The organism is Acidicapsa borealis, from assembly GCF_059115245.1.
Window position 1 is genome coordinate 2264776 of the sequence record NZ_JCACNY010000001.1, and the last position, 24000, is coordinate 2288775.

Sequence of the window (24000 nt, forward strand, 5' to 3'; positions counted from 1 at the left end):
ATCGGATTTTGACTGGTCCGTTGTACACTTGGCACAAGATCGGCCTCGGGGGAGGAGGTCTGCAATCACAAGGAGATATCGAATGCGTTCGAAGCTTGTCCTGGCAGCGCTTTTATCCCTCGCAACCCTGCCTGTTTTTGCCCAAGTGGCGCCCGCGGCGAAAGTCAGCGGTTTACCGTTGGGTGTGGGTGTCGGCATTGTCGACTACGATACGGACTACTACCGTCCTGATCTGCCTTACTGGAGCGGTCGAATGATTGGTATTTCGGCCTGGGCGAACTACAATTTGTTTCACGGAATCGGCGTTGAGGCGGAAGGAACATCGATTTTCGCTAACAAGCCGAAAGCGGTGTCTCCCTATCCGGACGAGCCGATCTACGGCAGTTTGAAGCAAGAGACAGTTCAGGTTGGCGTGATTTACAAGTATCACCCTGTCTTTCATGTACGCCCCTTCGTCAAGGGTATGGGCGGAATCGGCAAGGTGGATTTCCCAACAACCAATCCGTTCTACACCAGCGAAACGTCAGCTCTCTATTCCATCGGCGGCGGGCTAGAGTACAAAACGTGGCGAACGCTCTACGTCCGCGGGCAATACGAATATCAGTTCTGGAAGGGTTTTCGCAGCGGATCGCAAGCATTGAATCCCGCAGGATTCACCATCGGGGCGACCTACTACCTGCGTGGAGTTCACCGTCATTACTAGGCAGCTAAGTGGGTTTCAGCGCACTTAGATGTTGCTTGCCGGATGATTCGTTGCCTGGTTTCTGAAGTATTTTTGGGTACATTAGTTCTGTATCCTGACTTCAAATGTCTTGGTATACTTGCTTAACGTGCCACGGAGTTGAATCGAGCGTCGCACCCGCGTCATTGTTCGGTTTGCTTTGTCCCGTGGCCGATGTTCATAGTCTGGCAGCAGCCCAACATTCTCGGCACTTATACCCAAGAAAGGACTACTTAGCCTATGCACATTCGTGGCGCACACGCTCTAGTTTGCGGTGCTGGTGGTTTCATCGGAGGCCATCTCGTCAACAGACTCTTTGAGGAGGGCGCAGCGAGCGTTCGTGCGGTTGATGTGAAACCGTTGGACGAGTGGTACCAGCAAAATAAGAAGGCGGAAAGCCTCAGCCTGGATTTGCAGGAAAAAGACAACTGCATGCAGGCTACGGAAGGCATCGACTCCGTGTTCCAACTAGCTGCTGATATGGGCGGCATGGGCTTCATCGAGAATAACAAGGCTCTTTGCATGCTGAGTGTTCTTACCAACACCCACATGCTGGTTGCAGCCCGCGCGCAGGGCGTCAAGCGATTCTTCTATTCGTCATCCGCCTGTGTGTACAACGGCGACAAGCAGACCAACCCCGACGTTGTTGCGTTGAAGGAAGAAGATGCGTATCCCGCGTTGCCGGAAGATGGTTATGGCTGGGAGAAGTTATTCAGTGAGCGCATGTGCCGTCACTTCCGTGAAGACTACGGTCTGGAGACACGCGTAGCTCGTTTCCACAATGTTTACGGGCCTCTCGGCACGTGGCACGGCGGCCGCGAAAAGGCTCCTGCGGCGATCTGCCGTAAGGTCCTCGAAGCCAAGGCTTCCGGCGTTCACGAGATTGAGATCTGGGGCGATGGGCATCAGACACGCAGCTTCATGTACGTCGACGACTGCACCAAGGGTGTTCTGGACATCTATCACAGCGACATTCTCGAGCCGATCAATCTCGGTTCGAGTGAGCTGGTGACCATCAACCAGCTCGTCGATATCGCAGAGGATCTGGCCGGTGTGAAGTTGAAGCGGATCTATAACCTGAGCGCTCCCAAGGGCGTGAATGGCCGCAACAGCGATAACACCCTGATCCAAAAATATCTGGGCTGGGAGCCCAGCATCAAACTCCGCGACGGGCTGGAAAAGACCATGGCCTGGATCGATCAGCAGATGCTTGCCGGCGTAACCACCAAGTAGGAGTCATGCATGAGTTCACCTCCTCGGTTCCAGCAGATACTGGGCGTTCGGTTTTTTGTCGGTGACGCCCAGGGTGCCATTGAAGCGGTGTCGCAGCGCGGCGGTCTCGTCGTCGTGCCTGCGGCGCCAGCGCTCAAGAATCTTGCTGTTGACAAGGGCTATCGTGAAGCGCTGCTGGGGGCGGATTTTGCCATCGCTGACAGCGCCTTCATGGTGTTGCTCTGGAACTTGATTGACAGCAACCGCATTCCCAAGCTGTCGGGATTGAAGTATCTCCGGGCACTGATCGAGGAGCCTCATTTCAAGGAGCTCGGCAATACTTTCTGGGTTATGCCCACTGCCAACAGCGCGCAGCGTAATCTGCGCTACCTGCGGCAGGAGGGCGTCAGTGTTGCCAATGAGGATGTTTACCTGGCTCCGCTTTACGGCGCGGTGATCTCCGACGAGGAATTGTTGGAGAGGCTCGAGGAGCGGAAACCGAAGCACATCATCCTGGGTATCGGTGGTGGCACGCAGGAGCGGCTTGGGCTGTATCTCAAGCAGCACCTGAGCTACACTCCCGCGATTCACTGCATCGGCGCGGCGATTGCGTTTTTGAGCGGCGATCAGGTCCATATCCCAGCCTGGGCGGACACGCTTGGCCTGGGATGGCTGTACCGGACGATTGCCGATCCAAAACGATTTTTTCCGCGTTACTGGGACGCGCGGCACCTGGCGCCTCTCTTATTGAAGTACCGGGACCGGTTGCCGGTCGTCAGCCTCTAGCTTTCAGCTCCAGCATTTTGCAGTGCAAGATCAAATCATTTCTACGCAATACTTTCTTCCAAATGTGTCAATCGGCGGGGCAGCTCCAATCGGAGTTGCCCCGTTCGTTTGCGGACGAAGAATTCCTGCGGAACTTTTCTTTTGGAGTTGGGTCTAACAGGATGTCAGCTTCCGGCGGAAGGTCACGCTCGGGAGCAAAGGAAACGTCGGCCCTATATGTTGGTGAGAACAAGGCCGGGTTGGAGACATATGGCGATGAATACGAATTACTCACTCCGCATTTTTGGTTCGGTAGCGTTGACGCTGGGCTTGGGCGGAACTTTCACCTTGGGCGCTGCCAGCGCTTTCGCGCAGGACCAGAACGGGCAAGCTCCTGCAGCTCAGCAGACCGAACCCGCAACCGGACAGCGCACAGACAGTCAGATTGAAGTGGATGTCGTGCATGCGCTCGACGCTCAGCAGGCATTGCAGCAGGATTGGATCACGGCTGCCACGGTACAGGGCGAAGTGACCCTCTCCGGCACCTCTGCCAGCGAAGCGAACCGGCAGCTTGCCGAGGCAACCGCGAGCAAAGTTCCCGGCGTAACAAAGGTCGTCAACAGCCTCAAGGTGGGTGATCCACAGCAGGCGGCAGACGCAAGTGGTGTTGGCCAGCAGCCCGAGCCTGCCCCCCAGGTCGCGGGCAATGACAATCCTCCGCAGCCTGCTCCCTATCCGAATGCTGACCCGAACTATGCGCCGCAACCCGCGCCGCAACCGGGGAATCAGCCGAATGGCCAGCCGGGATATGCTCCAACGCCGCGGCCCAGCTATCGTCCTGCTCCGTATCAGCCGCAGATGGCGCAGTTGCCCGAGCCGCCGCGCGAGCCGGTAACGATTCCGCAGGGCACGCTGATCAAGGTAAGAACCAGCGAGTCTTTGGATAGCAAGAAGGCCAAGCCCGGCACTCCCGTGGAGTACACCATAATGCGCGATGTTTACGTTGGCGGTGTGCTGGCGATTCCGCGTGGCGCTACGGTCCTTGGTCAGGTGACGGACGTCAAGAAGGCGGGAGCTCTTGGCGGGAGCCCGGAATTGGCTCTTACCCTGCAGTCATTGCAGCTGGAAGGCAAAGCATACGATCTGGCTGTTGAACCGTTTGAAGTCAAGGGTCCGAACAAGGCTGGCCGTACTGTAGGAAACGCTATCGGTGGTGCTCTCTTTGGCGCGATCATTGGCGGCGCAGTGGGCGGCGGCGAAGGCGCAGCGATCGGAGCTGGAGCCGGTGCAGCGGGCGGAACAGCAGCTTCCGCTGCAACTCCCGGGCCACGCGTCTGGATCTCGGCTGAGGCCCCGATGGACTTTCATCTGACCGCGCCGATCACCGTGATGCCGGTGAGCCGTGCGGAAGCACAACGTCTGGCAGCGAATGCTCCGTATCCGGCCCCGCGCCCGACGCTCTATCGCCGCGGTTATCCGCCTCCGCCTCCTCCGCCGGGATATTACTATCGCCCATACTAAATTCCGCCGTACACCACCTAACTTTAGGTACCGGCCCGGGCAGATTTCCCCGGGCTGGTTTTTTGTTTACCGATATCTTTTCATCTACCGTTCTTATTCCACACCAGGCATCGTTACATGCACGAAGCGCGTCTCATTACCAGTACCAGAAGGTAACGTCCCAGTACTCTATTCGCGTTGACACACAGGGTCCTCCGTGAAACCATGAGGGTGTGGTTCCCGTCCGTTATGCCTGCCGAATACCCTGCGTAGGTGTAAGCAACGCATAGAGTTGTTCACCCCGATGCGGATTCGAAATCCCTCCCGCATCCTGAACTTCTTACGATCATCTTCCTGCGCCTGATTGGCTAGCGAAGAGTGAGGATGGCTCGATTGAACTATGAGGTCTTATCCTGCGACGCTGTTTCCTGGTCGCATGCCTTTCTTATCCGGTCTTTTGAAGAACGACTACTAAAGCTATTTTCTGAAGGTAAACTCTTCGGCACGGTGCATACCTGTATCGGTCAGGAGTTTACCGGTGTTGCCGTCTCCAGCCAACTTATCGATGGCGATTTGATGGTTAGCAATCATCGCTGCCACGGTCACTACCTTGCCCGCACCGGCGATGCCGATGGCCTGATGGCGGAAGTTATGGGCCGTATTACCGGCATCTGCGGCGGCCGCGGCGGCAGCCAGCATATCTGCGCGCATGGCGTCTATTCGAACGGCATTCAAGGCGGCATGACGCCTGTCTCCGCAGGCATGGCGCTGGCTCAGAAACTCAACAACACCGGCAATGTCGTGGTTACGTTTATCGGCGACGGTACGCTCGGCGAAGGCACACTCTACGAGACACTGAACATCATCTCGAAGTGGGATCTTCCGATGATGATCGTGCTTGAAAACAATTTGTACGCGCAAAGCACTTCACAGACGCTGACGCTCTCCGGCGATATCTGCGCCCGCGCGGAAGCCTTCGGTATCGACAGTTATCACGGCAACACCGCCAATCCGAAAGAGCTCCACGACCTGATGGCGACCGCTGTGAGCAAGATGCGCAAGGAGAGCCGCCCGGCCTTCTTCCGCGTCGATACTTCGCGTCTCATGGCGCACTCCAAGGGCGATGATGACCGGCCCAAGGATGAGCTCGCCCGCTATTGGGCGAACGATCCAATCACCCGCTTCACCGAGCAGTTCCCCGAAGAAGCAGCAAAGATCAAAGCCGAAGCCGAAGCAAAGATCGATCGCGCAGTAGAACTGGCTACGCCAGCAGGCTTTGCCGAAAACGGCGTCGATGAAGAAGTCGATCTTTCCGCGCCCATCTGGACCAAGACCACCATCGAAGGCAAGGAGCGCGTCGTAACCCGCATCTACCAGGCGCTCAAACAGCAGATGGGCGCAGACAAGCGTGCGTTCATCCTCGGCGAGGACATCGAAGGCCCATACGGCGGCGCTTTCAAAGTCACCAAGGACCTGAGCCTCACCTTCCCCGGACGGGTCAAGAACACGCCCATCAGCGAGGCAGCCATTGTCGGCATCGGCAACGGCCTCGCCCTGGTCGGCATGCACCCGGTCTGCGAAATCATGTTCGGCGACTTCATGACGCTGGCTGCCGACCAGGTCATCAATCACGCTTCAAAGTTCAAGTGGATGTACAACGACCAGGTCACGGTGCCGACGATCATTCGCACCCCGATGGGCGGCCGTCGCGGCTATGGCGCAACCCACAGCCAGTGCCTCGAAAAGCATTTCCTCGGTCTACCCGGCACGCGCCTGCTGGCACTGAATGCACGCTTCGATCCTTACCTCGTCTACGAGAAGCTCTTCGAGACCATCGACCGTCCCACAATCGTGATCGAGAACAAGATCATGTACGGCGAGTGGGTCAGCCATGCAACGGTCGCAGGCTATTGGGCCGAGCATTCGAACGAAACATTCCCCACCACACGCATTCGCTCGAACGCTAAGCCCGATGTCACCATCGTCTGCTACGGCGGCACACTGGCCGAAGCGGAGAAGGCTGCGGACAAGCTCTTTGATGAGCACGAGGTTGTGGTCGAGATCATCTGCCCCATCCAGCTTTACCCGCTGAACTACCGGCCCATCCTCGACTCGGTGAAGAAGACCGGCCGCCTCTTCGTCGTCGAAGAAGGCCAGGCCTTCGCCGGATTCGGGGCGGAGGTAGTCTCTGAGGTCTATCAGGCGATGGCCGGCGAGCCGCTCGTAGCCAAGCGCCTCGGTGCCAAGCCCCACCCCCTGGCCTCAAGCAAGGCCGCAGAACTGGATAGCCTGCCCGGTGCCGATGCTATCGTTGCCGCAGTAGCCGAGTTGGTGACTTATGCCTGAGATGATCACAGTAACAATCCCGCAGGAAACGGTGAACGACGAGAGTGTCCGCATCCTCTCGTGGAAGGTCGAATCGGGCTCGAAGGTCACCAAAGATCAGCAGATCTGCGAGATCGAAACCAGCAAAGCGGTGATGGACATCGAGGCCCCTGAAGCGGGCACGGTGATGTATACGGCGAAAGCTGGCGACGAGGTTCCCGTCGGCTCCACGCTCTGCCAGATCGCGCCGGAAGGCGTGGCTGTTCCTGAATCGGCGAAACCCACTGCGCCCGCAGCGGCTCCAACCCCCGCCGCGCAGACAGCGCCTACCCCAGTTCCCGAAGCTACCGCACCGGCAGCACCTACTCTGAAGGCTGGCGTGCCAACCGACACCGCGACCGACGCAGTCATCGACGACGCCGACCTGCCGCCAGCCCGCCTTACACCGCTCGCCGCAAAGCTCGCCGCCGAATTCGGCTTCGAAAAGGAAAGCTTCAAGCGCGGATCGCTCGTTCGCCGCGACGACGTTTTGCGCCGCGCCGGCAAGCTGCCCGCAGAATCAGCAGCTCCTCCCAAAGCAGCCGCTCCGGCGAAAGCCACAGCTCCGGTCGCAGCCGAGCCGGTCGAGAACGCACCTGTTGCTGGCGTCGGCGTCAACTGGGCAGACCTGCCGCGCCGCAAGACCTTCGAGGCCAAGATCCTCGGCCAGGGCCAGGCACGCACGATCCAAAGCCAGGTCACGTCACCGGTCCGCGCGCCGCGTCTGCGCGCACGCCTGGAACGCCTCGGTCTCACCGAAATGGGCCTCGGCGCTCTGACGATCTTTGAAGCTGCCCGGCTCCTCCGTAAGTATCCAGAGTTCAACGCTATCCACGATCGCGGCAAGATCGGCACTTACTCTGACGTCAACGTAGGCTTCGCCATCGACGGCGGCCAGGGTCTCATGGTCCCCGTCGTCCCGCAGGCGGACCAGAAGACCGTGCAGGAGATCGTCGAGATCATGCAGCGGCACGTGGACAGCTACGTCGAGGGCAAGCTCGCCACGGCAGACTTCCTCGGCGGAACCTTCACCATCTCTGACCTTTCAGCGGACGGGATCAGCCAGTTCCACCCGCTCATCAGCCAGGGGCAGTCAGCTATCCTCGGCGTCGGTGGCGAACTCGATGGGGCAGGCAACGAGACTCTCTTCCTCACCCTCGCGTTCGATCATCAACTCGCCGAAGGCCGCAAAGCCGCGCAGTTCGTTCGCGAACTCGCTGGAAGACTGGAAGCTCACGCCGCTCTCGAACCCGCGCCAGTCCAGCCCGCGCCGGTGCAAGGCGAACCATACTGCGCCCTCTGCCAGCGCGACGTAGCCACGCTCAAGTCCATTCGCGGCATGCTGGTGAAGTCGGAGATCCCAGCCGGGTACGTCTGCTCGGTCTGCCTCGCGGAGTTGTCATGATCAACAAAGAAGAAATCCGTGGTCTGATCGCGACAATGATGATGGTCTCCCCGGCGGAGATAACGGACACAACTTCGCTGGCGTCACTCAACACTTCGCTCGGCTCAGCCAAGGTCCGTCTCGGCCTCAAGCGCCTCGGACTGGCACTGCCGCTCGGCTCAAAGCCCGCTACCTTCGCCGGGTTAGTGACACTGCTCTCCGGCGAAACAGCAACGGCTGCTGCTCCCACGGCGTCTTACACTGCCGCTGTTCCTGCAGCCGCCGCTGGCACCTCCGGCACACTGCAGGTAGGTCTGGATGTGGAAGACGTACCATCGCTGCCCGTCGCCGTCGACTATTGGGAGCACGAGTTTTACAAAGACTCGTTCGCCAAGTCTGAGATCGCCTACGCCGTCCTGCAAGCCGAGCCACGCACGCATTTCGCCGGCTTCTGGTGCGCTAAGGAAGCGCTGCGTAAATGCGACAGTGGCTTTCGCGACGTAAGCCCGGCAGCGACAGCTGTAGCTCACGAGTCGAATGGCCAGCCATACCTCACGCTCGATTCCGCTAGCGGCCCTGAGCGCCTGCCGCACGTCGTCAGCATCTCGCACACGGAAACTGTCGCCACCGCTGTTGTCGTGACCGGTTACGCGGCTCCGGCAGCAGTGGTGGAAGCAATCGCCCCGCAAATCGAAGAAGCCATCCAGCCCTCAGCGAAGAAGTCGCGTGGCCTCGCTAAGCTCTTCGGCATCTAGCTGTCTCAGCAAAGCGGTGTGAAAGGAAAAGGGGATGAGCCTAGGCTCATCCCCTCATGCCTTTTCAGCTCGTTACTTAAACGTTGGCAGGCACAGCAGCGTCCACCTTGACCGGCGTAAGCCAGCCAAATCGATCCGGCTTCAGTCCGTTCGCAATGCCAAAGAATTCATCCGCAATCTGCTTGCTGACCGGCCCCGGAGTGCCATCGCCGATGACAATGCGGTCAATCGAGCGGATCGGCGCAACCTCGGCAGCGGTCCCGGTGAAGAAGACTTCGTCGGCAATGTACAGCAACTCGCGCGGCATCGACTGCTCGACCACAGGCAGGCCGAGATGGCGGGCGATGGTCACAACCGAGTCCCGCGTGATGCCGGAAAGCGCTGAATTGGCCAGCGGCGGAGTATAGACAACACCGTTGCGCACCACGAAGATGTTCTCGCCGGAGCCCTCGGAGACCAGGCCATTCACGTCCAGCCCGATGCCCTCGGAGTAACCGTTGATGTCGGCTTCCATGCGGATCAGCTGCGAGTTCATGTAGTTCGCACCCGCCTTGGCCAGCGCCGGCATGGTGTTCGGTGCCAGGCGGTTCCAGCTGCTCACGCAGACATCCGCGCCGCCGTGTCCACCCGCAACGTACTTGCCCCATGGGAAGTTCGCAATGTAAATATCGATCGGCGATCCCGTCGGGTTCACACCAATTTCGCCGTAGCCGCGCAGGGCGATCGGGCGAATGTAGCAGGGAGCCACGCCGTTGTTTTCGACGACGTCCACCACCGCCGCGCACAGCTCGTCCAGCGAGTAGGGCAGCGTCATGCGGTAAATCTTGGCCGAATCAATCAGCCGCTGCATGTGTTCCGGCAGCCGGAAGATGGCCGCGCCCGAGGGCTGACCGTAGCAACGGATACCTTCGAAAACGCTGGAGCCGTAGTGAACTACGTGGCTCATCACGTGAATATTCGCCTGTTCCCAGGGAATGAGCTGACCATTGCGCCAGATTTTTTCTGTCGGCTGGATGGGCATGAGTTGAGGACCTCTCTGTTCTGTCGTTTCTGTCGAGTCGAAATTCGCTTTGCAGTTACCCATCAGGGTAACGCGAACAAGGGACAGGTGTCACGAAGATGCACGGAATTCTCCAAAAACAGACATCCGGGTCATACAATCGATTGGATGTTGATGGCCGCGAGGAACGTTCGTGTATAAGATTCTGGGGATTGGCGAGTTGCTTTGGGACATGCTTCCGGAGGGGCCGCAATTGGGTGGCGCTCCTGCAAATTACACCGTGATGGCAGGCCGACTGGGCAATCACGCCACGATCATCAGCCGCATCGGGCGCGACGCACTAGGAGAGCAGGCGCTTGAAGTGCTTCGGCCATTTCCGGTAGATTGCAGCCAAATACAGATGGATGCGGAGCAGCCAACCGGCAAGGTGACAGTGCATCTTGAGCACGGCCAGCCCAGCTACACCATCCATCAACCGGTGGCGTGGGACTTCTTCGAATTGAGTGATGCGTGGCTGGCTGCTGCGTCCTCCGCCGATGCGGTCTGTTTTGGGTCGCTCGCACAGCGCAGCCCGCAGTCGCGTGAGACGATTCATGCGCTCGTACGGGCCACCAAGCCTGAGTGCCAGAGAATCTTCGACGTGAATCTGCGCGCACCCTTCTACAGCGCCGGGATCGTTCGCGAATCGCTGGAACTGGCGTCGGTCATGAAGATGAATGATGTTGAGGTGCCGATGGTGCTGAGCCTGCTGGGCCTGGCCTCGTCCGGCTCGCTCCAGGATGCAGCGGAGATCCTGCTGGCTGAATTTCCTTTTTTGAGTCTTGTTGCGATCACCTGCGGCGGCGAGGGCAGCCTTCTGGTCAGCCGGTCAGGGTCGCACCGGCATCCGGGAATCGCCATCAAGGTAGCCGACACCATCGGCGCCGGTGATGCCTTCACTGCCGCCATGACCACCTACCTGCTGCGCGGTGCGCCGCTCTCGGTATTAAACGAGGCAGGGAATCGCTGGGGCAGTTTTGTCGCGTCGCAACATGGCGCCATGCCTCCGATCGATGCTGAGACACTCCGGCGGATTACGGCCCAGATCGAAGGTTGAGGAGAGGCAATAGGTCTCCGTGGCACCGCGCTTTGGCCTTGGCGCGAGCCGCTCCTCCTTGTGGAAATGTATCAACAATGAAGCATACATTCGTGTAGCATAAGCGTGAACTTAGAGAACTCTCCGACTCCCCTGTCAGACAGCAAAACGGCACGAAGCCCACTCAGATTGGGTGGGCGCGGTCCGCACAAACTTCAGAAAACCTGGATTGGTGCATGGTGAAACAACGTAAGAGTCCGCCGACGGAAGCCGTGGCAATTTCTGAGCTGGTGCGTTCCGACAGCACGCGAAAAGTACCAAAACATCAGGTGGTTTTCGACTTCCTGCACAGCAGCATCCAATCCGGTGCATACAAACCCGGTGACCGGCTACCCAGCGAAGCGGAACTGGGCACGATGTTCGACGCCTCGCGCATCACCGTGGCGAAGGCCGTTCTTGAGCTGCAACGGATGAATCTGGTGACCAGGCGTCCCGGCGCGGGCACGCATGTGCAGGCAAAGAAGCAAGCGGATGGATATACATTCGGCCTGCTCATCCCGGAACTTGGGCGTACCGAGATCTTCGAGCCGATCTGTCATGGAATGATGCGTTCCCCGTTCGCGCGGCCCGATGCGCTGCTCTGGGGCAATGCTGGCTCGGGCGGTTCGCTCACCGGCGAAGAGACAGCAGAAGAAGCAGAGCACATGGCGCAATACTTCATGACCCAGAAGGTCTCCGGTGTATTCTTTGCGCCACTCGAGATGATTCCTGAGAAAGACTCAACCAACAAGCGCATCATACGAGCCCTGGAGCGGGCAAGAGTGCCGACCGTCCTCCTCGATCGCTGCTACATGCCGTATCCCGATCGCTCAGCGCACGATCTCGTCGGGATCGACAACCGCCGCACAGGCTATCTGGCCACCGAGCATCTTCTCAAGATGGGTCTGACGCGTCTCGTCTTCATCGCTGAGGTGCATTCCGCAACCACGATCGATGGGCGTATCACAGGATTTCATGAAGCATTGCGCCGGTTCGGTGTTCGGCCGGATGTTGAGCCAGCATGGCGAGGCAGCCCGCTGGACCTGAATTTCGTTCAGGAGATGCTCGACCGCTCCAATCCTGAGGGCATCATCTGCGGAAACGATGTGACAGCCGCCCGAATCATGCAGACGCTGTTCACCATGGGACGCAACATTCCGGAAGAGATTCGTGTCGTGGGAATAGATGATGTGAAGTACGCCAGTCTGCTGCCTGTACCGCTTACCACGATGCATCAAAATTGCACTGCAATCGGGGTGATCGCGATGGCAACGATGCTGGAACGGCTCGAACACCCGGAGCTGCCAACGCGGGATGTTTTGCTTCCGACCCGGCTGGTAGTCCGGCGGTCCTGCGGAGCTCATCTGAATTCTTAGCGGACGCGAGCATTCAGATGAGCCCCCGAGGGCGAGGTCAAGCTGTTTACGGCTGGCTCGAACAAGTGGTTTAAGCGGTGAGACTAGACGACTCGTCTACCGGTGATGAGGTTGTAGATCAGTACGATGACTGCAACCACAAGGATGATGTGAATGAGTCCGCCACCGACGTGCAGGGTGAATCCCAAAAGCCAAAGGATGAGCAGTACTACAAAGATAGTCCAAAGCATTTCCGTCTCCAAGCTCTGCACAGCAGAGCAGCGCCGGGGGAGTAGCGCGACTAGAATCGTCGCAGAACACTTCCGGCTTTACTGAGTCGGATTGAACAGGGCTTCAGATTCTACTTAGAGGAAGCGGAAGGGCCGTGTTTGCTGCGTAAATAGGCAACCAATTGGTCGATTTCGGCTTCAGAGATCGAATCCTTAAAGCTGGGCATTTTCTGTCCGCCGTTTTCAATCTGTGCAGCAATGCGAGGCGCTTTCCAGTCCTTTCGCAGATGTGCGAGCGACGGTCCCTTACCGGAGCCCTGCCCGCGATCGCCATGGCAATAGGCACAGCCCTTGTCATGGTAGAGAGCTGCACCCGCCAGTTCTTTGTCTTTCTTCGAGAGTGCCAACGAGGGAAGAGATGCCATCCCGGCGACACCGGCGAGGATCAGCATGCGGAAGGTTTTGGATTGCGCATTCACAGTAACCAGTCTCTCATTTTTGACCCTTCCTGCAGGAAACCGCAGCTCAAGTTGTCTTCATCGGGTCGCATGAGGGCTGCAACCGTTTTCACGGAAATATGAAAATTCACCACACGTTTGATGAATGGCTTTTCACGGGATTGTTAACAAAGGTTCGCATCGCCTTCTTATGGTGAACGTGAAGTTAAATTCGTGAGCCGGGCATCGTCCCGGGTTCATTGGAGTCTTGTGAATGAGGCCGTTCGGAAATCTTTGTTTATATGCGGTTCTACTTTGTACAGGAAGTATGTCTGGGCAGTTTGCCCCCACTCTACAAGCACAGTCACCAGTTTCCTCCACCTTACAGGGAACAGTCGCGGATCAGCGCGGTCAGGCGATCGCCGGCGCGGCAATCACCGTGCGTAACGAAGCTCGTCAGGAAGTACGCCGCGCCGTCACAGATGGCGAGGGTCGTTACTCTGTTGGCGGATTAGCTCCTGGCACCTACACCGTAGACGTAGCGGTAGCCGGATTTGCGCCAGTCACACGCACCGGCGTCGCGATCGGAGCAAATCCCGCGGCAGCGTTGAACTTCACACTTACGCTTGCCTCGGTAGCCGAACAGGTCACCGTCAATGCAGAAGCGGATACTTCCGTCGCCGCGCAGCTCGCGCCGGTCAAGGCACTCCTTGACGCAGGCTCCGCGCGCAGCGTCATCACCAACCAATACATCCGTGAATTCACCTCGCAGGTGACCGATTTCACTGACATCCTGCAGGCCGCTCCAGGCACCTTCAGCGTAAGCCCCAACGGTGTAGGTCTCGGCCAGAGCAACACCTACTTCCGCGGCTTTGCCGACGGTCAATACACGATCACTTACGACGGTATTCCCTTCGAGGACACCAACACCCCATCGCATCACTCGTGGGCGTTCTTCCCCGGCCCCACGATTGGCGGCGTAGACTTCGATCGCAGCCCCGGCACAGCTTCCGACATCGGCCCCACCAACTTCGGCGGCTCGATTCATCTGCTCTCACCCCAACTGACAAGCGACAAAGGATTGAAGGCCGGTTATTCCTACGGCTCGTTCAACACTAGGCTGATTCAGGTGGACTACAACACGGGCCTTTTTGCGCTGCCGGGCAAGGCTCCCAAGGCAAACCTCTGGTTCGACGTGAATCATCTCAACTCGGACGGCTACCAGACTTACAACTATCAGATCCGTACTGCATCGGCAGTGAAGTTCAACTACAAATTCTCTGACCGCACGCAGCTTTTCCTGCTTAGCAGCGTAGTCATCCTTGATTCAAATACGCCCAACGCGAACGGGCCTACACGAGCGCAGGTTGCACAGTATGGCTTGAACTATCTGCTCGACGGGAATCAATACCTGGCCAACGGCAAACTTAATCCCAATTACTATAAGTACTTCTTCTACCACGTCCCCACGAACTTCGAATACATCGGTCTGAATACGGAATTGGGCCACGGATGGAAGTTGGATGAGAAGGCTTATACCTATTCCTACTTCAACCACCAGCATTACAACGGCAGCGGCACCAAGATATCTCCAACCAGCGCAACCGACAAAGAGAACTCCTACAACAAAGGTGGCGACACACTCACAGCTAGCTCAGCCTCGAAGTACGGTGTCTTCCGCGCAGGCCTCTGGTACGAGTGGGCGCATACCGATCGCTACCAGATCCCGACCGATCCTACTACATGGATCGATGCCGCAGTGCCGAACTTTCACGAAGAGTTCGTGACCAACTCGGTGCAGCCCTTCGCGGAATATCAGCTCGTCGCGATCCCGAAACTCACCATCACTGCGGGCATCAAGGATGCCTACTACAATATGAACCTGAAGCAGTACGCGGACAACGGGAAAGTCGTTGGCAGCCTCAATGGGGCACCATACGTCAGGCATAGCGCCGGCTACAACTCATGGCTTCCCTCGGTTGAAGCAAACTACAGGCTTCGTCCAAATCTATCTGTCTACGCACAGTATGGACGCGGCAGCGTGATTCCGCCCAGCAGCGTCTTTGACGTAAAGAATGCAGCCGTCAAGGGCTTCCGAATCCGACAACTACCAACACCTATCAGGCCGGTTCTGTCCTCAAGCTGAACCGCGTCAGCCTGGACTGCGACGGCTACTACAGCCGCTTCCAGAACGCCTATTCGTCGTTCACTGACCCCACCGGCTTCTCCTACGACTACGCCAACCCGGCATCGCGCACCAAGGGCTTTGAGGCAGAGGGCAACGTCTTCCTCGGTCACGGACTCAGCGTATTCCTCAACGGCACAGTAGGCTCGGCAAAGTACGTGGCAGCACCCGCAACGGCTGCAACGGCAACGACTCCAGCGATTGCAGCAACGCCGGTTGCCTGGGTAGCAAGCGCACCGCACGATACCGAGAGCGAAGGACTCACCTACCAGAACAAGAACTGGGATCTAGGCTTCTTCAACAAGCGCATCGGTACCATGTACAACGACAATGGCTCGGTGCATCAGGCAGTACCCATCGATCCTTTCTCGATCTCCAACCTCTTCTTCAACTACACCCTGCGCAATGGTTCACGCTTCGATCAGTCAAAGATCAAGCTGAGCTTCAATAACCTCTTCGACAATCACAACATCGTTGGCGTCACGCCGGGCCTTGCGGCTACCCCAGCTGTGCCGTATGTCGTAAACCCCAGTGACACGCTCACGCTGGTACCGGGACGCAGCGTGATGGTCACCTTCCAGTTGGGCTATGGTTCCAAGGGCCGCTAGTCTTCCGCGCCGGCTTCAACGCAAAGAGAAACGCCCCGCACCGCGAGATCTGCGCTCAAGGTGCGGGGCGTTTCCGTCTGGGCTAAAGTCCGCCGCCGGACATGTAGGTGTACTCGATCTTGGCAGGCTTCTTCACCGGGTCGCCGGTAATGTCATGAGCATGCCAGACGATACTTTCGTTGGCCACTTCAGGATGGTTTCGCAGGAACTGCAGCGCGTATACCGAAGCGGTCGGGTCATCCTTCTCATCGGCAAAGCGAGCTGCCTCGAACGTTGCCTTTTCCTTTTGGCCAAGCCGCCGATACAGAATCGCCAGATTGTAGTGGGCCGCCAGATCATCTGGATCGACACCCTGCAACTGCTCGTAGATATCGCGGGCCTTGGGGTAGTTGTGCTCCTGGTAGTAGCTGAAGCCAAGCTCACGCAGCGCATCGCGCGAGCGAGGATATTTCGCCAGCACCGCTTCGAGATCCACAACAGCTTCCTTCACCTGACCAGCGTTCCGCTCCACCAGCGCACGATAGTAAAGCGCACGCGGATCGCCCGGAAGGAGCGACAGAGCCTTCGCCAGGTTCGGCCGCGCATCGTCATACTTCTCCCACAGAATCTGCACCACTGCCTGATTGGTGAAAGCATCCGCGTAGTCCGGCCGCAGCGTCGCAACATGCTCAAATGCCTTCACCGAAGCCGCATACTGCTGCGCATCCAGCAAGCCGATACCGTAGTTGTTCCAGCGCATCCACTCCTTGTTTTCGTCCGCCTCCGGCTTTACGGGAGCGTTGTCACCGATATTGAACGTCCGCGTCTGTCCCGCCATATCGACAACCACTTCGGGATAGTGCTTGGCATTCATCGCATAGTCGATGAAGTGCTGATTGAATCGGCGATACTTGACCGTGGCCGTAATGCTGAAGCTGCCCGTCGTACCCTTCGGCACGCGGAATCGATAGCGAACAAGCTGCGATCTGCCTGACTGGATCGTATTGTTGTAGGCCAGCACGCGATTGTTCCAAACCTGGTGCCGGTCGTTGAATTCACCCTTGTTGTTGATGATGCGATTGGTAAACGAGTGAGCTGAAGGATCAAGCTCTCCATCCGGCCGGAGGAATCCGCTCTCGGAGATCGTCTTGCCGCCCGCATCCTTCACAGTGAAGTCCACCCAGGACTCGTAGAAGTCCCGCTGCTCCGGCACATGCGAATGCGCCGCGCCCTTGTTCTGGATGACAACATCGGCAACGAAGGTATCGCCTGCGGCGATGCTCACCGGTACCAGCCCAAGAGGAGCCACCAGCGTCGCGGGCGCATTGCCGTTCTCCTTCTCAAGCGCGAAAATGTCTACGTTGAACACACCGTTCTTCAGGAACGCAACCGTCTTCTCCGCCTGCTCATCGAACTTGAAATACTGCGGCACCAGCGTGTTCGCGCCCAGCCAGCGATGGCTGACCAGCTTGCCTTCCTTCGCACCATAGTCAGACGAAGTTGCAGGCATTGCCTCGCGCGCCATGTGGCATGTCTGGCAGGTCGAAACGACATCCTTACGATAGAAGGGAAGCGGCGACTGCTTGGTGAAGCTGGCCAACTGCCACTCGTCATAGGGAGTCATCGCCCGCAGCCACTTGTAGTCGTCCAGCGTCTTCGGCAGCGCAGCTTTGTGGCACGCCGCGCAGAACTCCGAGGTATGCAGCACCGGCTTCATCACCGCCTTTGAGTGCCGGTCGAGATGGGCCAGAATCTCGCTGTCCGCAACCGGCCGCGTGAGCGGTGCGCCGGCCTCATCCACCAGCACCGCGGGAATGCCCATCGTATAGCTGCCCGTTCCCATCGTCGTCGTCGCCGTAATCGAGTGGCAGGTGGAGCAGGTCACACCCTCATCGTCGAAGGGCCGCTTGCGCGGCATGCCCTGCGACAGATCTCCGGAGAGCAGGGCGACAGGGTTGTGGCAGCTCTCGCAGTGCCGCGAAAACTGCACGCCCTTTTCCTCAATCAGTGCGTTCACGTTCTTCACGTACCAAGGCGAACGGAAACTGTTCGAGTGCGCGGACTGCCGCCACTGGTGATAGCTCTCCTGGTGGCAATGTCCGCAGTACTGCGCGGTCAAAAAGCTTTTCGGGCTGTAGAACTCGCCATTGACCGTCGTCGCATTCGAGGGAAGAAAGGGCGACTCCTTGCCGAAGGCGTAGTTGTACTTCGAAGCGATGTGCTTGTGATATTCCGTAGGCGGAACCGAGAGCCAAGGCGCTGCCGCCCCCGCAGTCTGGCCGGAAGTCCCAGGCGCACCGGGTGTTGGCCCAAACGTCCCCTCTTCCAGAGCGGTCGGCTGCTGTTGCGGAGCCGGCTGCTGCTGTCCGCTTCCGGCCTGAACCGCGCTCACCATGCCATACGCCGCAATGACCAACGCCCCCGCGCCGAAGAGCAGTGCTACGCCACGCCGGAGAGCATTCCCTCGGTTGGTTCCCTTCAATGAGCCTTCCGTCCCGTTCCCGTCTATCCTGCGATGCATTGATCCGCCTGGCTTCCCACATGGCCTGAAGCAGCCATTATCCACTCAGAACAATAGTGGACTGAAGCGGAAACTGTCATCCACCCTCCGATGGAGAATTCCGGTTGGCACAGCTTGTCTTTCAGCTGGTCAAATTCAGCCTCAGCGACCCAGCCAGAAAGCAGTGAACGGGGAATTTCGACCCATGAATTGCCAAAAATGGGTCTGGTTTGCAATGTGGGACGCTACGGGTTGCCCAAAATACGCATGGAACTGCTACCGTATCGGTGTAGCAATTTTGCGACAAACCATGGCGTCTAATCCCTACCTCCCGCTGGCCGTTTTATTCGTGGCCGCGCTCGGCTTTGGCCTGGCTCCTCTGGGCCTCGCCTGGCTCTGGGCCCGGCTCGTTTCGCCCGCCAAGCCGAACGCGATCAAGAACGCTATTTACGAGTGCGGGCTGGAGTCCAGGGGGGATGCCTGGGTGCAGTTCCGGTCTTCCTATTACCTGTACGCGATCATTTTTCTCATCTTCGACGTGGAAGCAATCTTTCTGCTGCCGTTCGCGGTGGCTTTTACCGGACTGGGCGTTGGAGCCTGCGTCTCCATGCTGGTCTTTGTACTTCTCCTCGCCGAGGGCCTTGCGTGGGCCTGGGCCAAAGGCGTCCTTACCTGGGCCTGATTTTGGATGTTCGTTTGGGTTTGATTGTGCGGTCTCACGTTACATAGAGGGTGGCAAATGGCAGTCGAAGAGAGTCTCAAGATCGAACTCGGCAAGCAGGGCATCGTCGCCACCACCATCGGCGAAATCTACAACTGGGGCCGTAAGAACTCTGTCTGGCCCATGCAGTTCGGCCTCGCATGCTGCGCCATCGAAATGATCGCCACAACCATGGCCCGCTATGACCTCGCCCGCTTCGGCGCGGAAGTCTTCCGCCCCTCACCCCGCCAGGCCGACCTCATGATCATCTCCGGCACCATCACCAAGAAGATGGCCCCGCAGGTCGTCCGGCTCTACAACCAGATGGCCGAGCCAAAATACGTCATCGCCATGGGCGCCTGCGCCATCTCCGGCGGCCCCTTCAAGCAGGGCTACAACGTCCTCAAAGGCATCGACCGCTACATCCCCGTCGATGTCCACATCCCCGGCTGCCCTCCGCGCCCGGAAGCGCTGATTCACGCCTTCATGACCTTGCAGGCCAAGATCGATGCGCAACCGCTGACCGGCGTAGATCGCCCGCGTCACCTCGACGCTGAAGCGCAGGGTGAATTTCCCATTCCGGTGCAGGGCGCACATGACCTCGAACCGCCCGTAAACCGCCTCGTCTGGCCGCTGCCGGCTCCCGCAGGAGAATCTCGCGGATGATGACGGCCGAAGAGGTACTCGCAGCAATCAAAACAGCCTTGCCCAGCGCCGGCGTGGAGCTCATCCTCAACCCCAGCGTCTCCGCGCAGCACTCACTGCTGCTCGCTCACGCCGACGCCCTAACCGTCGCCATTTTCCTCCGCGACCAGTTGCAATTCGACTACTGCTCGAACGCCACCGGCGTCGACTGGCCAGACAAAGAGATCACCGAAAAGGTGAAGCCCACCAAGCTTGTCGATGGCGTAGAAACCCCTGTCGAAGAGACCATCAAACGCATCGAGCCAGGCTACCTCGAAGCTGTTTATCATCTCTATTCGATGAAGCTCGGCGCACACAACAAGACCGGCAGCATTACCCCGGTCGTCCTCCGCATGCGCACCACGAACCGCACCGATCAGGTGACAGTCCCTTCGTTTACGCCCGTCTGGCGGTCCGTCGAGTTCCAGGAACGCGAAATCTTCGATCTCTTCGGCATCGTCTTCACCGGCCATCCCGACCTCCGCCGCATCCTCATGTGGGACGAATACGAAGACCACCCCATGCGCCGCGACTACGTCGATCCCGACGACTACGAGTATGAGCCCACGCCGCACGACGAAGTCCTCAAGCGCGCGCAAGAGCATCAAGCTGCAACGGGGGCGACCGCATGAGCGCCTTCCAAAGCTACCGGCCACCGGTTCTCGAAGTAACTGAAGAAGGCGATGAGCTGCTCGAAGTAGCCATGGGGCCGCATCACCCGTCCACCCATGGCGTTTTCCGCATGGACGTGGCCCTGGACGGCGAACGTGTCGTCCGTCTCAAGCCCGTCTTTGGCTACCTGCATCGCAACCACGAGAAAATCGCCGAAAAAGCCAGCTATCTCGGGTCGATGCCCTATACCGACCGCCTCGATTACTTCTGCTCCCTCACCAACAACTGGGCCTACGCCCTCGCCGTCGAAAAGCTCCACGGCTTTGAAGTCCCCGAGCGCGCCGAGTACATCCGCGTCATCACCGCCGAGCTCACCCGATTTCAAAATCACGCCAGCGCCATCGGCTTCCTCATGCAGGAGATGGGTGCCAGCGGCACACCGCTCATGTACGCTTTCCGCGAGCGCGAAAAAATTCTCGACCTCTTCGAACAGCTCACCGGCTCGCGCATGATGTGCAATTACATGCGCTTCGGCGGCTGCCGCGTCGATCTGCCCGCCGGATGGCTGGAGCGCGTGGCTGTGGTCGTCAATGAGCTGCCGCGCTTCGTCGATGAGACCGAAGCTCTGCTCACCTCGAACGAAATCCTCATGGCCCGCGCTCAGGGCGTTGGCATCCTGCCCGCCGATCTCGCCATCAACGCCGGCGTCACCGGCCCCATGCTGCGCGCCGCCGGCGTCAACTACGACATCCGCAAGGTTGATCACTACGGCATCTACGACCGCTTCAACTTCCGCGTGCCGCTTGGCGACCATGGCGACATTTATGACCGCTACATGATCCGCGTCCTCGAAATGCGCGAGTCCATCGGCATCCTCAAGCAGGCCCTCCCGCAGATTCCCGCTGGGCCCATCATCGATCCCAAGTCGAAGCCGCGTGGCTTCCGTCCCAAGCCCGGCGAGGCTTACGGCCGCATTGAAGCGCCGAAGGGTGAACTCGGCTTCTACCTCATCAGCGACGGCACCGGCAACCCCTATCGTTACCGCGTGCGCCCGCCCTCGCTCATCAATCTCACCATCCTCGAAGACATGTGTCTCGGGCAGAATGTAGCCGATGTCGTGCTCACCTTTGGCAGCGTCGATATCGTGCTCGGAGAGGTGGACCGCTGATGCTAGGCGAAGGAATGCTCAAAGGGCTGGCCGAAACAGCGAAAAACTTCGCCGGCAGCTTCGTCTCCAAAGACCGCATGACCACCGTGCAGTATCCCGAAGAGCGCATCGCGCCCATCGAGAACACGCGCGACTTCCCATTCCTCATCTTCGACGGCCCCGGCACCGATGAAGCCTCGAAGCTCGCCGGACTGCGCTGCGTAGCCTGCCAGATATGCGAAAAAGAATGTCCGCCCAAGTGCATCTACATCACCAAGAGCGCGGATAAGAAGCCTGATTACGTAGGCAAGCCGCAAAACTACCCGACGCGCTTCGACATCGACATCTCCGTCTGCATGAGCTGCCAAATCTGCGTCGAAGTCTGCCCCTTCGAAGCCATCAAGATGGACACGCAGTTCGAGCTGAGCACCGACGACCGCTTCGGCGGCCTGCTCCTCGACCGCAGCAAACTCTCGAAGTCGAACGAATACTACAACCAGATTCACCCAACGGAAGCCGCTGCGGTGGATGCGGCCCTGGCCGAAGAAAAAACCAAGACAGAAGCCAAAGCTAAGGCCGCCGCGGAAGCCGCAGCCGCCAAAGCCGCAGCAGCGGCAGCAGCGCCAAAGCCAGCCGTAGCAGCACCAGTTGCCGCGCCTGCACCAAAGCCCGAAGCTGCAGCACCCGTAGCTCCAGCAAAGGAGCCCGGCGCGTGAAATTCGCTCCTCAACTCGACCAGATTTTCGTCACGCTCCAGCACTGGATCGCGGGCTTCTTCCCCGCGCCCCTGCAGCCGTTCGTGATGATCTTCCTCGCCGTCATCGGCATCGTCGCCGCATTCCCCGGAATCTTCGCTGTGACCACCGTCCTAGAACGCAAAGGCCTCGGCCGCATGCAGAACCGCCTCGGCCCCAACCGCGTCGGACCGCTCGGCATCCTGCAACCCATGGCCGACGGCATCAAGTCGCTCACCAAGGAAGACATCGTCCCATTCACCGCCGACGGCCTCGTGCATTTCCTCGCGCCCATCGTGCTCGTCGTCGCCGTCTTCCTCGGCTTCGCGGTACTGCCCATCGGCCGCAACATGGTCCTCGCCAACCTCGACGCAGGCCTGCTGTTCTTCTTCGCCATCGGCGCGTCCACGGAGCTGTCCATCTTCATGGCCGGCTGGTCCAGCCGCAACAAGTACTCCCTCCTCGGAGCCATCCGCGCCGTCGCGCAGATGATCAGCTACGAAGTCCCGCTACTGCTCTCCGCCGTCGTCGCCGTCATGATCACCGGCTCGCTCTCGACCGTGAAGATCGTAGAAGCGCAAAGTGGCTTCACCGGCATCTTCCCCCACTGGTACGTCTTCACACCCTGGGGATTCGCCGGCTTCCTGCTCTTCACCATTGCTGCGCTGGCCGAGACCAATCGGTCTCCTTTTGATCTGCCCGAAGGCGAATCGGAGCTTGTCGCCGGCTACTTCACGGAGTACTCCGGCTTCAAGTTCGCCCTCTTCTTCCTCGGCGAATACCTCGGCATGCTCTCCATCGCTGGCTTCGCCATCACGCTCTTCCTCGGCGGCTGGGGCGCGCCGTTCTCCTTCCTCGAATTCATCCCGTCCTGGCTGTGGTTCTTCGCCAAGCTCTTCGGAGCCATCGCCCTCTTCATCTGGCTGCGCGGCACCATGCCCCGCCTCCGTCAAGACCAGCTCATGAACTTCGCCTGGAAGTTCATGCTGCCCATGGCCCTGCTCAATCTCGTAGTCGCCGGAGCATGGCGCTTCCTCGGAGACGGTGTCCTGCGCTGGATAATTTGCGCAGCAGTCCTGCTCGTCGCCTACATCGCACTGGGCCGCGTCCTCATGCGCCACCAGAAGCTCGGCCCAAGAACCTACCGCTACGCCGACCAGGAGAGTGCCTAGATGATCTTCGGCATCAGCATCCTCTTCCTGCTCACCGCAGTGGTCACCGTCGCCGGCGCGCTCGCCGCAGCGCTGCTACGTAACATCATTCACTGCGCGCTCAGTCTCTCGGTCACCTTCGCCGGCCTCGCACTGCTCTACCTCGAACTCGGAGCCCAGTTCGCCGGCTTCGTCCAGATCCTTGTCTACATCGGCGCCGTTGCCATCCTCGTCGTCTTCGCTATCCTGCTCACCCGCGGCGCCAGCACGAGCGAACTCCGCACCTACTCCGGCAACTGGCTGCTCGGCCTCATCCTTGCCGCCGCCATCTTCGCCCTGCTCGGCTGGAGCATCCTGCGCAGCATCCCCGCGACCGCAGCCAGCGCGGCCCCGGCTATCTCAGTCCAGACCATCGGCCAGTCCCTCATGGGCGCATACGTCCTCCCGCTCGAAATCATCGCCATCCTGCTCACCGTAGCGCTCATCGGCGCAGTCATCGTAGCCATGCCTGAAGCGAAGTCAAAGCCAGCAGGGAAGGGAGCTACCGAATGACCCCGCTCTCCGCCTTTCTCCTGCTCGCAGCGCTCGTTTTCGCCATCGGCCTCGCCATCGCCCTCACCCGGCGCAATGCGATCCTCGTCCTCATCGGCATCGAGCTCATGCTCAACGCCGCCAATCTAAACCTGATCGCCTTCTGGCGCTTCGGCCCCCACCCCGAGCTCTTCACCGGACTCATGTTCGCCATCTTCTCCATCGCCGTCGCCGCCGCCGAAGCAGCCGTAGGCCTGGGCCTGGTCATCGCCTGGCACCGCCACAGCAAGACCACCGACCTCGACCTCATGACGCGGATGAAGGGATAGCCG

23 protein-coding genes are annotated in these 24000 nt (G+C 59.2%); 19 read left to right on the forward strand and 4 right to left on the reverse strand.

The window, feature by feature from the left end; translation table 11 throughout:
- Window positions 1-82: 82 nt before the first annotated feature.
- The 7 genes from AC5S27_RS09380 (at window position 83) to AC5S27_RS09410 (ending at window position 8701) form a co-directional block, all read left to right on the forward strand.
- Window positions 83-703, forward strand: coding sequence for an outer membrane beta-barrel protein (locus tag AC5S27_RS09380; RefSeq protein WP_493934304.1), 621 nt, complete (start codon window positions 83-85; stop codon window positions 701-703).
- Between the two features lie 258 nt (window positions 704-961).
- Complete coding sequence (locus AC5S27_RS09385) at window positions 962-1954, forward strand: NAD-dependent epimerase/dehydratase family protein (protein WP_493934305.1); 993 nt, start codon at window positions 962-964, stop codon at window positions 1952-1954.
- 9 nt (window positions 1955-1963) lie between these two features.
- Window positions 1964-2719: a WecB/TagA/CpsF family glycosyltransferase gene (locus AC5S27_RS09390; protein WP_493934306.1), complete on the forward strand. Its 756-nt coding sequence runs from the start codon at window positions 1964-1966 to the stop codon at window positions 2717-2719.
- A gap of 255 nt (window positions 2720-2974) precedes the next feature.
- Window positions 2975-4219 (forward strand): BON domain-containing protein, encoded by a 1245-nt coding sequence (locus AC5S27_RS09395; protein WP_493934307.1) that lies wholly within the window; start codon window positions 2975-2977, stop codon window positions 4217-4219.
- 363 nt (window positions 4220-4582) lie between these two features.
- On the forward strand, window positions 4583-6544 hold the full coding sequence (locus tag AC5S27_RS09400) for a dehydrogenase E1 component subunit alpha/beta (protein WP_493934308.1): 1962 nt from the start codon (window positions 4583-4585) through the stop codon (window positions 6542-6544).
- Window position 6545: 1 nt separating this feature from the next.
- Entirely contained in the window at window positions 6546-7967 is a 1422-nt protein-coding gene (locus AC5S27_RS09405) for a 2-oxo acid dehydrogenase subunit E2 (RefSeq protein ID WP_493934309.1), read from the forward strand.
- Window positions 7964-8701, forward strand: a complete 738-nt coding sequence (locus AC5S27_RS09410; RefSeq protein WP_493934310.1) for a 4'-phosphopantetheinyl transferase superfamily protein — start codon at window positions 7964-7966, stop codon at window positions 8699-8701. The genes AC5S27_RS09405 and AC5S27_RS09410 overlap by 4 nt, the downstream gene beginning before the upstream one ends.
- A gap of 76 nt (window positions 8702-8777) precedes the next feature.
- On the opposite strand, the gene AC5S27_RS09415 is transcribed toward AC5S27_RS09410, so the two are convergent.
- A complete protein-coding gene (locus AC5S27_RS09415) occupies window positions 8778-9722 on the reverse strand; it encodes a branched-chain amino acid transaminase (protein ID WP_493934311.1) in 945 nt (314 codons plus the stop codon).
- A 172-nt stretch (window positions 9723-9894) separates the two neighbouring features.
- On the opposite strand from AC5S27_RS09415, the gene AC5S27_RS09420 reads away from it, so the two are divergent.
- Together AC5S27_RS09420 and AC5S27_RS09425 are read left to right on the forward strand one after the other, a co-directional pair.
- The gene (locus AC5S27_RS09420) at window positions 9895-10797 is read left to right on the forward strand and encodes a carbohydrate kinase family protein (RefSeq protein WP_493934312.1); all 903 of its coding nucleotides are present in this window, start codon (window positions 9895-9897) and stop codon (window positions 10795-10797) included.
- Between the two features lie 215 nt (window positions 10798-11012).
- The gene (locus AC5S27_RS09425) at window positions 11013-12191 is read left to right on the forward strand and encodes a LacI family DNA-binding transcriptional regulator (RefSeq protein ID WP_493934313.1); all 1179 of its coding nucleotides are present in this window, start codon (window positions 11013-11015) and stop codon (window positions 12189-12191) included.
- Between the two features lie 83 nt (window positions 12192-12274).
- On the opposite strand, the gene AC5S27_RS09430 is transcribed toward AC5S27_RS09425, so the two are convergent.
- Window positions 12275-12421: a lmo0937 family membrane protein gene (locus AC5S27_RS09430; protein WP_493934314.1), complete on the reverse strand. Its 147-nt coding sequence runs from the start codon at window positions 12419-12421 to the stop codon at window positions 12275-12277.
- A gap of 110 nt (window positions 12422-12531) precedes the next feature.
- The gene (locus AC5S27_RS09435; RefSeq protein ID WP_493934315.1) at window positions 12532-12852 is read right to left on the reverse strand and encodes a c-type cytochrome; all 321 of its coding nucleotides are present in this window, start codon (window positions 12850-12852) and stop codon (window positions 12532-12534) included.
- A gap of 313 nt (window positions 12853-13165) precedes the next feature.
- On the opposite strand from AC5S27_RS09435, the gene AC5S27_RS09440 reads away from it, so the two are divergent.
- Both AC5S27_RS09440 and AC5S27_RS09445 read left to right on the forward strand, forming a co-directional pair.
- Window positions 13166-14983 (forward strand): TonB-dependent receptor, encoded by a 1818-nt coding sequence (locus AC5S27_RS09440; protein WP_493934316.1) that lies wholly within the window; start codon window positions 13166-13168, stop codon window positions 14981-14983.
- Between the two features lie 11 nt (window positions 14984-14994).
- On the forward strand, window positions 14995-15630 hold the full coding sequence (locus tag AC5S27_RS09445) for a hypothetical protein (protein WP_493937294.1): 636 nt from the start codon (window positions 14995-14997) through the stop codon (window positions 15628-15630).
- An 82-nt stretch (window positions 15631-15712) separates the two neighbouring features.
- On the opposite strand, the gene AC5S27_RS09450 is transcribed toward AC5S27_RS09445, so the two are convergent.
- The gene (locus tag AC5S27_RS09450) at window positions 15713-18130 is read right to left on the reverse strand and encodes a tetratricopeptide repeat protein (RefSeq protein WP_493934317.1); all 2418 of its coding nucleotides are present in this window, start codon (window positions 18128-18130) and stop codon (window positions 15713-15715) included.
- 289 nt (window positions 18131-18419) lie between these two features.
- On the opposite strand from AC5S27_RS09450, the gene AC5S27_RS09455 reads away from it, so the two are divergent.
- The 8 genes from AC5S27_RS09455 to nuoK are packed head-to-tail and all read left to right on the forward strand — an operon-like array spanning window position 18420 to window position 23997.
- Window positions 18420-18791 carry an NADH-quinone oxidoreductase subunit A gene (locus AC5S27_RS09455; RefSeq protein WP_493934318.1) on the forward strand — a complete coding sequence of 124 codons (372 nt, stop codon included), beginning with the start codon at window positions 18420-18422 and terminating at the stop codon, window positions 18789-18791.
- Window positions 18792-18848: 57 nt separating this feature from the next.
- Entirely contained in the window at window positions 18849-19475 is a 627-nt protein-coding gene (locus tag AC5S27_RS09460; protein WP_493934319.1) for an NADH-quinone oxidoreductase subunit B, read from the forward strand.
- Complete coding sequence (locus AC5S27_RS09465) at window positions 19472-20125, forward strand: NADH-quinone oxidoreductase subunit C (protein WP_493934320.1); 654 nt, start codon at window positions 19472-19474, stop codon at window positions 20123-20125. The genes AC5S27_RS09460 and AC5S27_RS09465 overlap by 4 nt, the downstream gene beginning before the upstream one ends.
- Window positions 20122-21273: an NADH-quinone oxidoreductase subunit D gene (locus AC5S27_RS09470; protein WP_493934321.1), complete on the forward strand. Its 1152-nt coding sequence runs from the start codon at window positions 20122-20124 to the stop codon at window positions 21271-21273. The genes AC5S27_RS09465 and AC5S27_RS09470 overlap by 4 nt, the downstream gene beginning before the upstream one ends.
- The gene (locus AC5S27_RS09475) at window positions 21273-21968 is read left to right on the forward strand and encodes a 4Fe-4S dicluster domain-containing protein (protein WP_493934322.1); all 696 of its coding nucleotides are present in this window, start codon (window positions 21273-21275) and stop codon (window positions 21966-21968) included. Before AC5S27_RS09470 ends, AC5S27_RS09475 begins: the two co-directional genes overlap by 1 nt.
- Window positions 21965-23158 (forward strand): NADH-quinone oxidoreductase subunit NuoH, encoded by a 1194-nt coding sequence (nuoH, locus tag AC5S27_RS09480; protein ID WP_493934323.1) that lies wholly within the window; start codon window positions 21965-21967, stop codon window positions 23156-23158. The genes AC5S27_RS09475 and nuoH overlap by 4 nt, the downstream gene beginning before the upstream one ends.
- Entirely contained in the window at window positions 23159-23689 is a 531-nt protein-coding gene (locus AC5S27_RS09485) for an NADH-quinone oxidoreductase subunit J family protein (RefSeq protein WP_493934324.1), read from the forward strand.
- Complete coding sequence (gene nuoK / locus AC5S27_RS09490; protein WP_493934325.1) at window positions 23686-23997, forward strand: NADH-quinone oxidoreductase subunit NuoK; 312 nt, start codon at window positions 23686-23688, stop codon at window positions 23995-23997. The genes AC5S27_RS09485 and nuoK overlap by 4 nt, the downstream gene beginning before the upstream one ends.
- The last annotated feature ends 3 nt before the right edge of the window (window positions 23998-24000 follow it).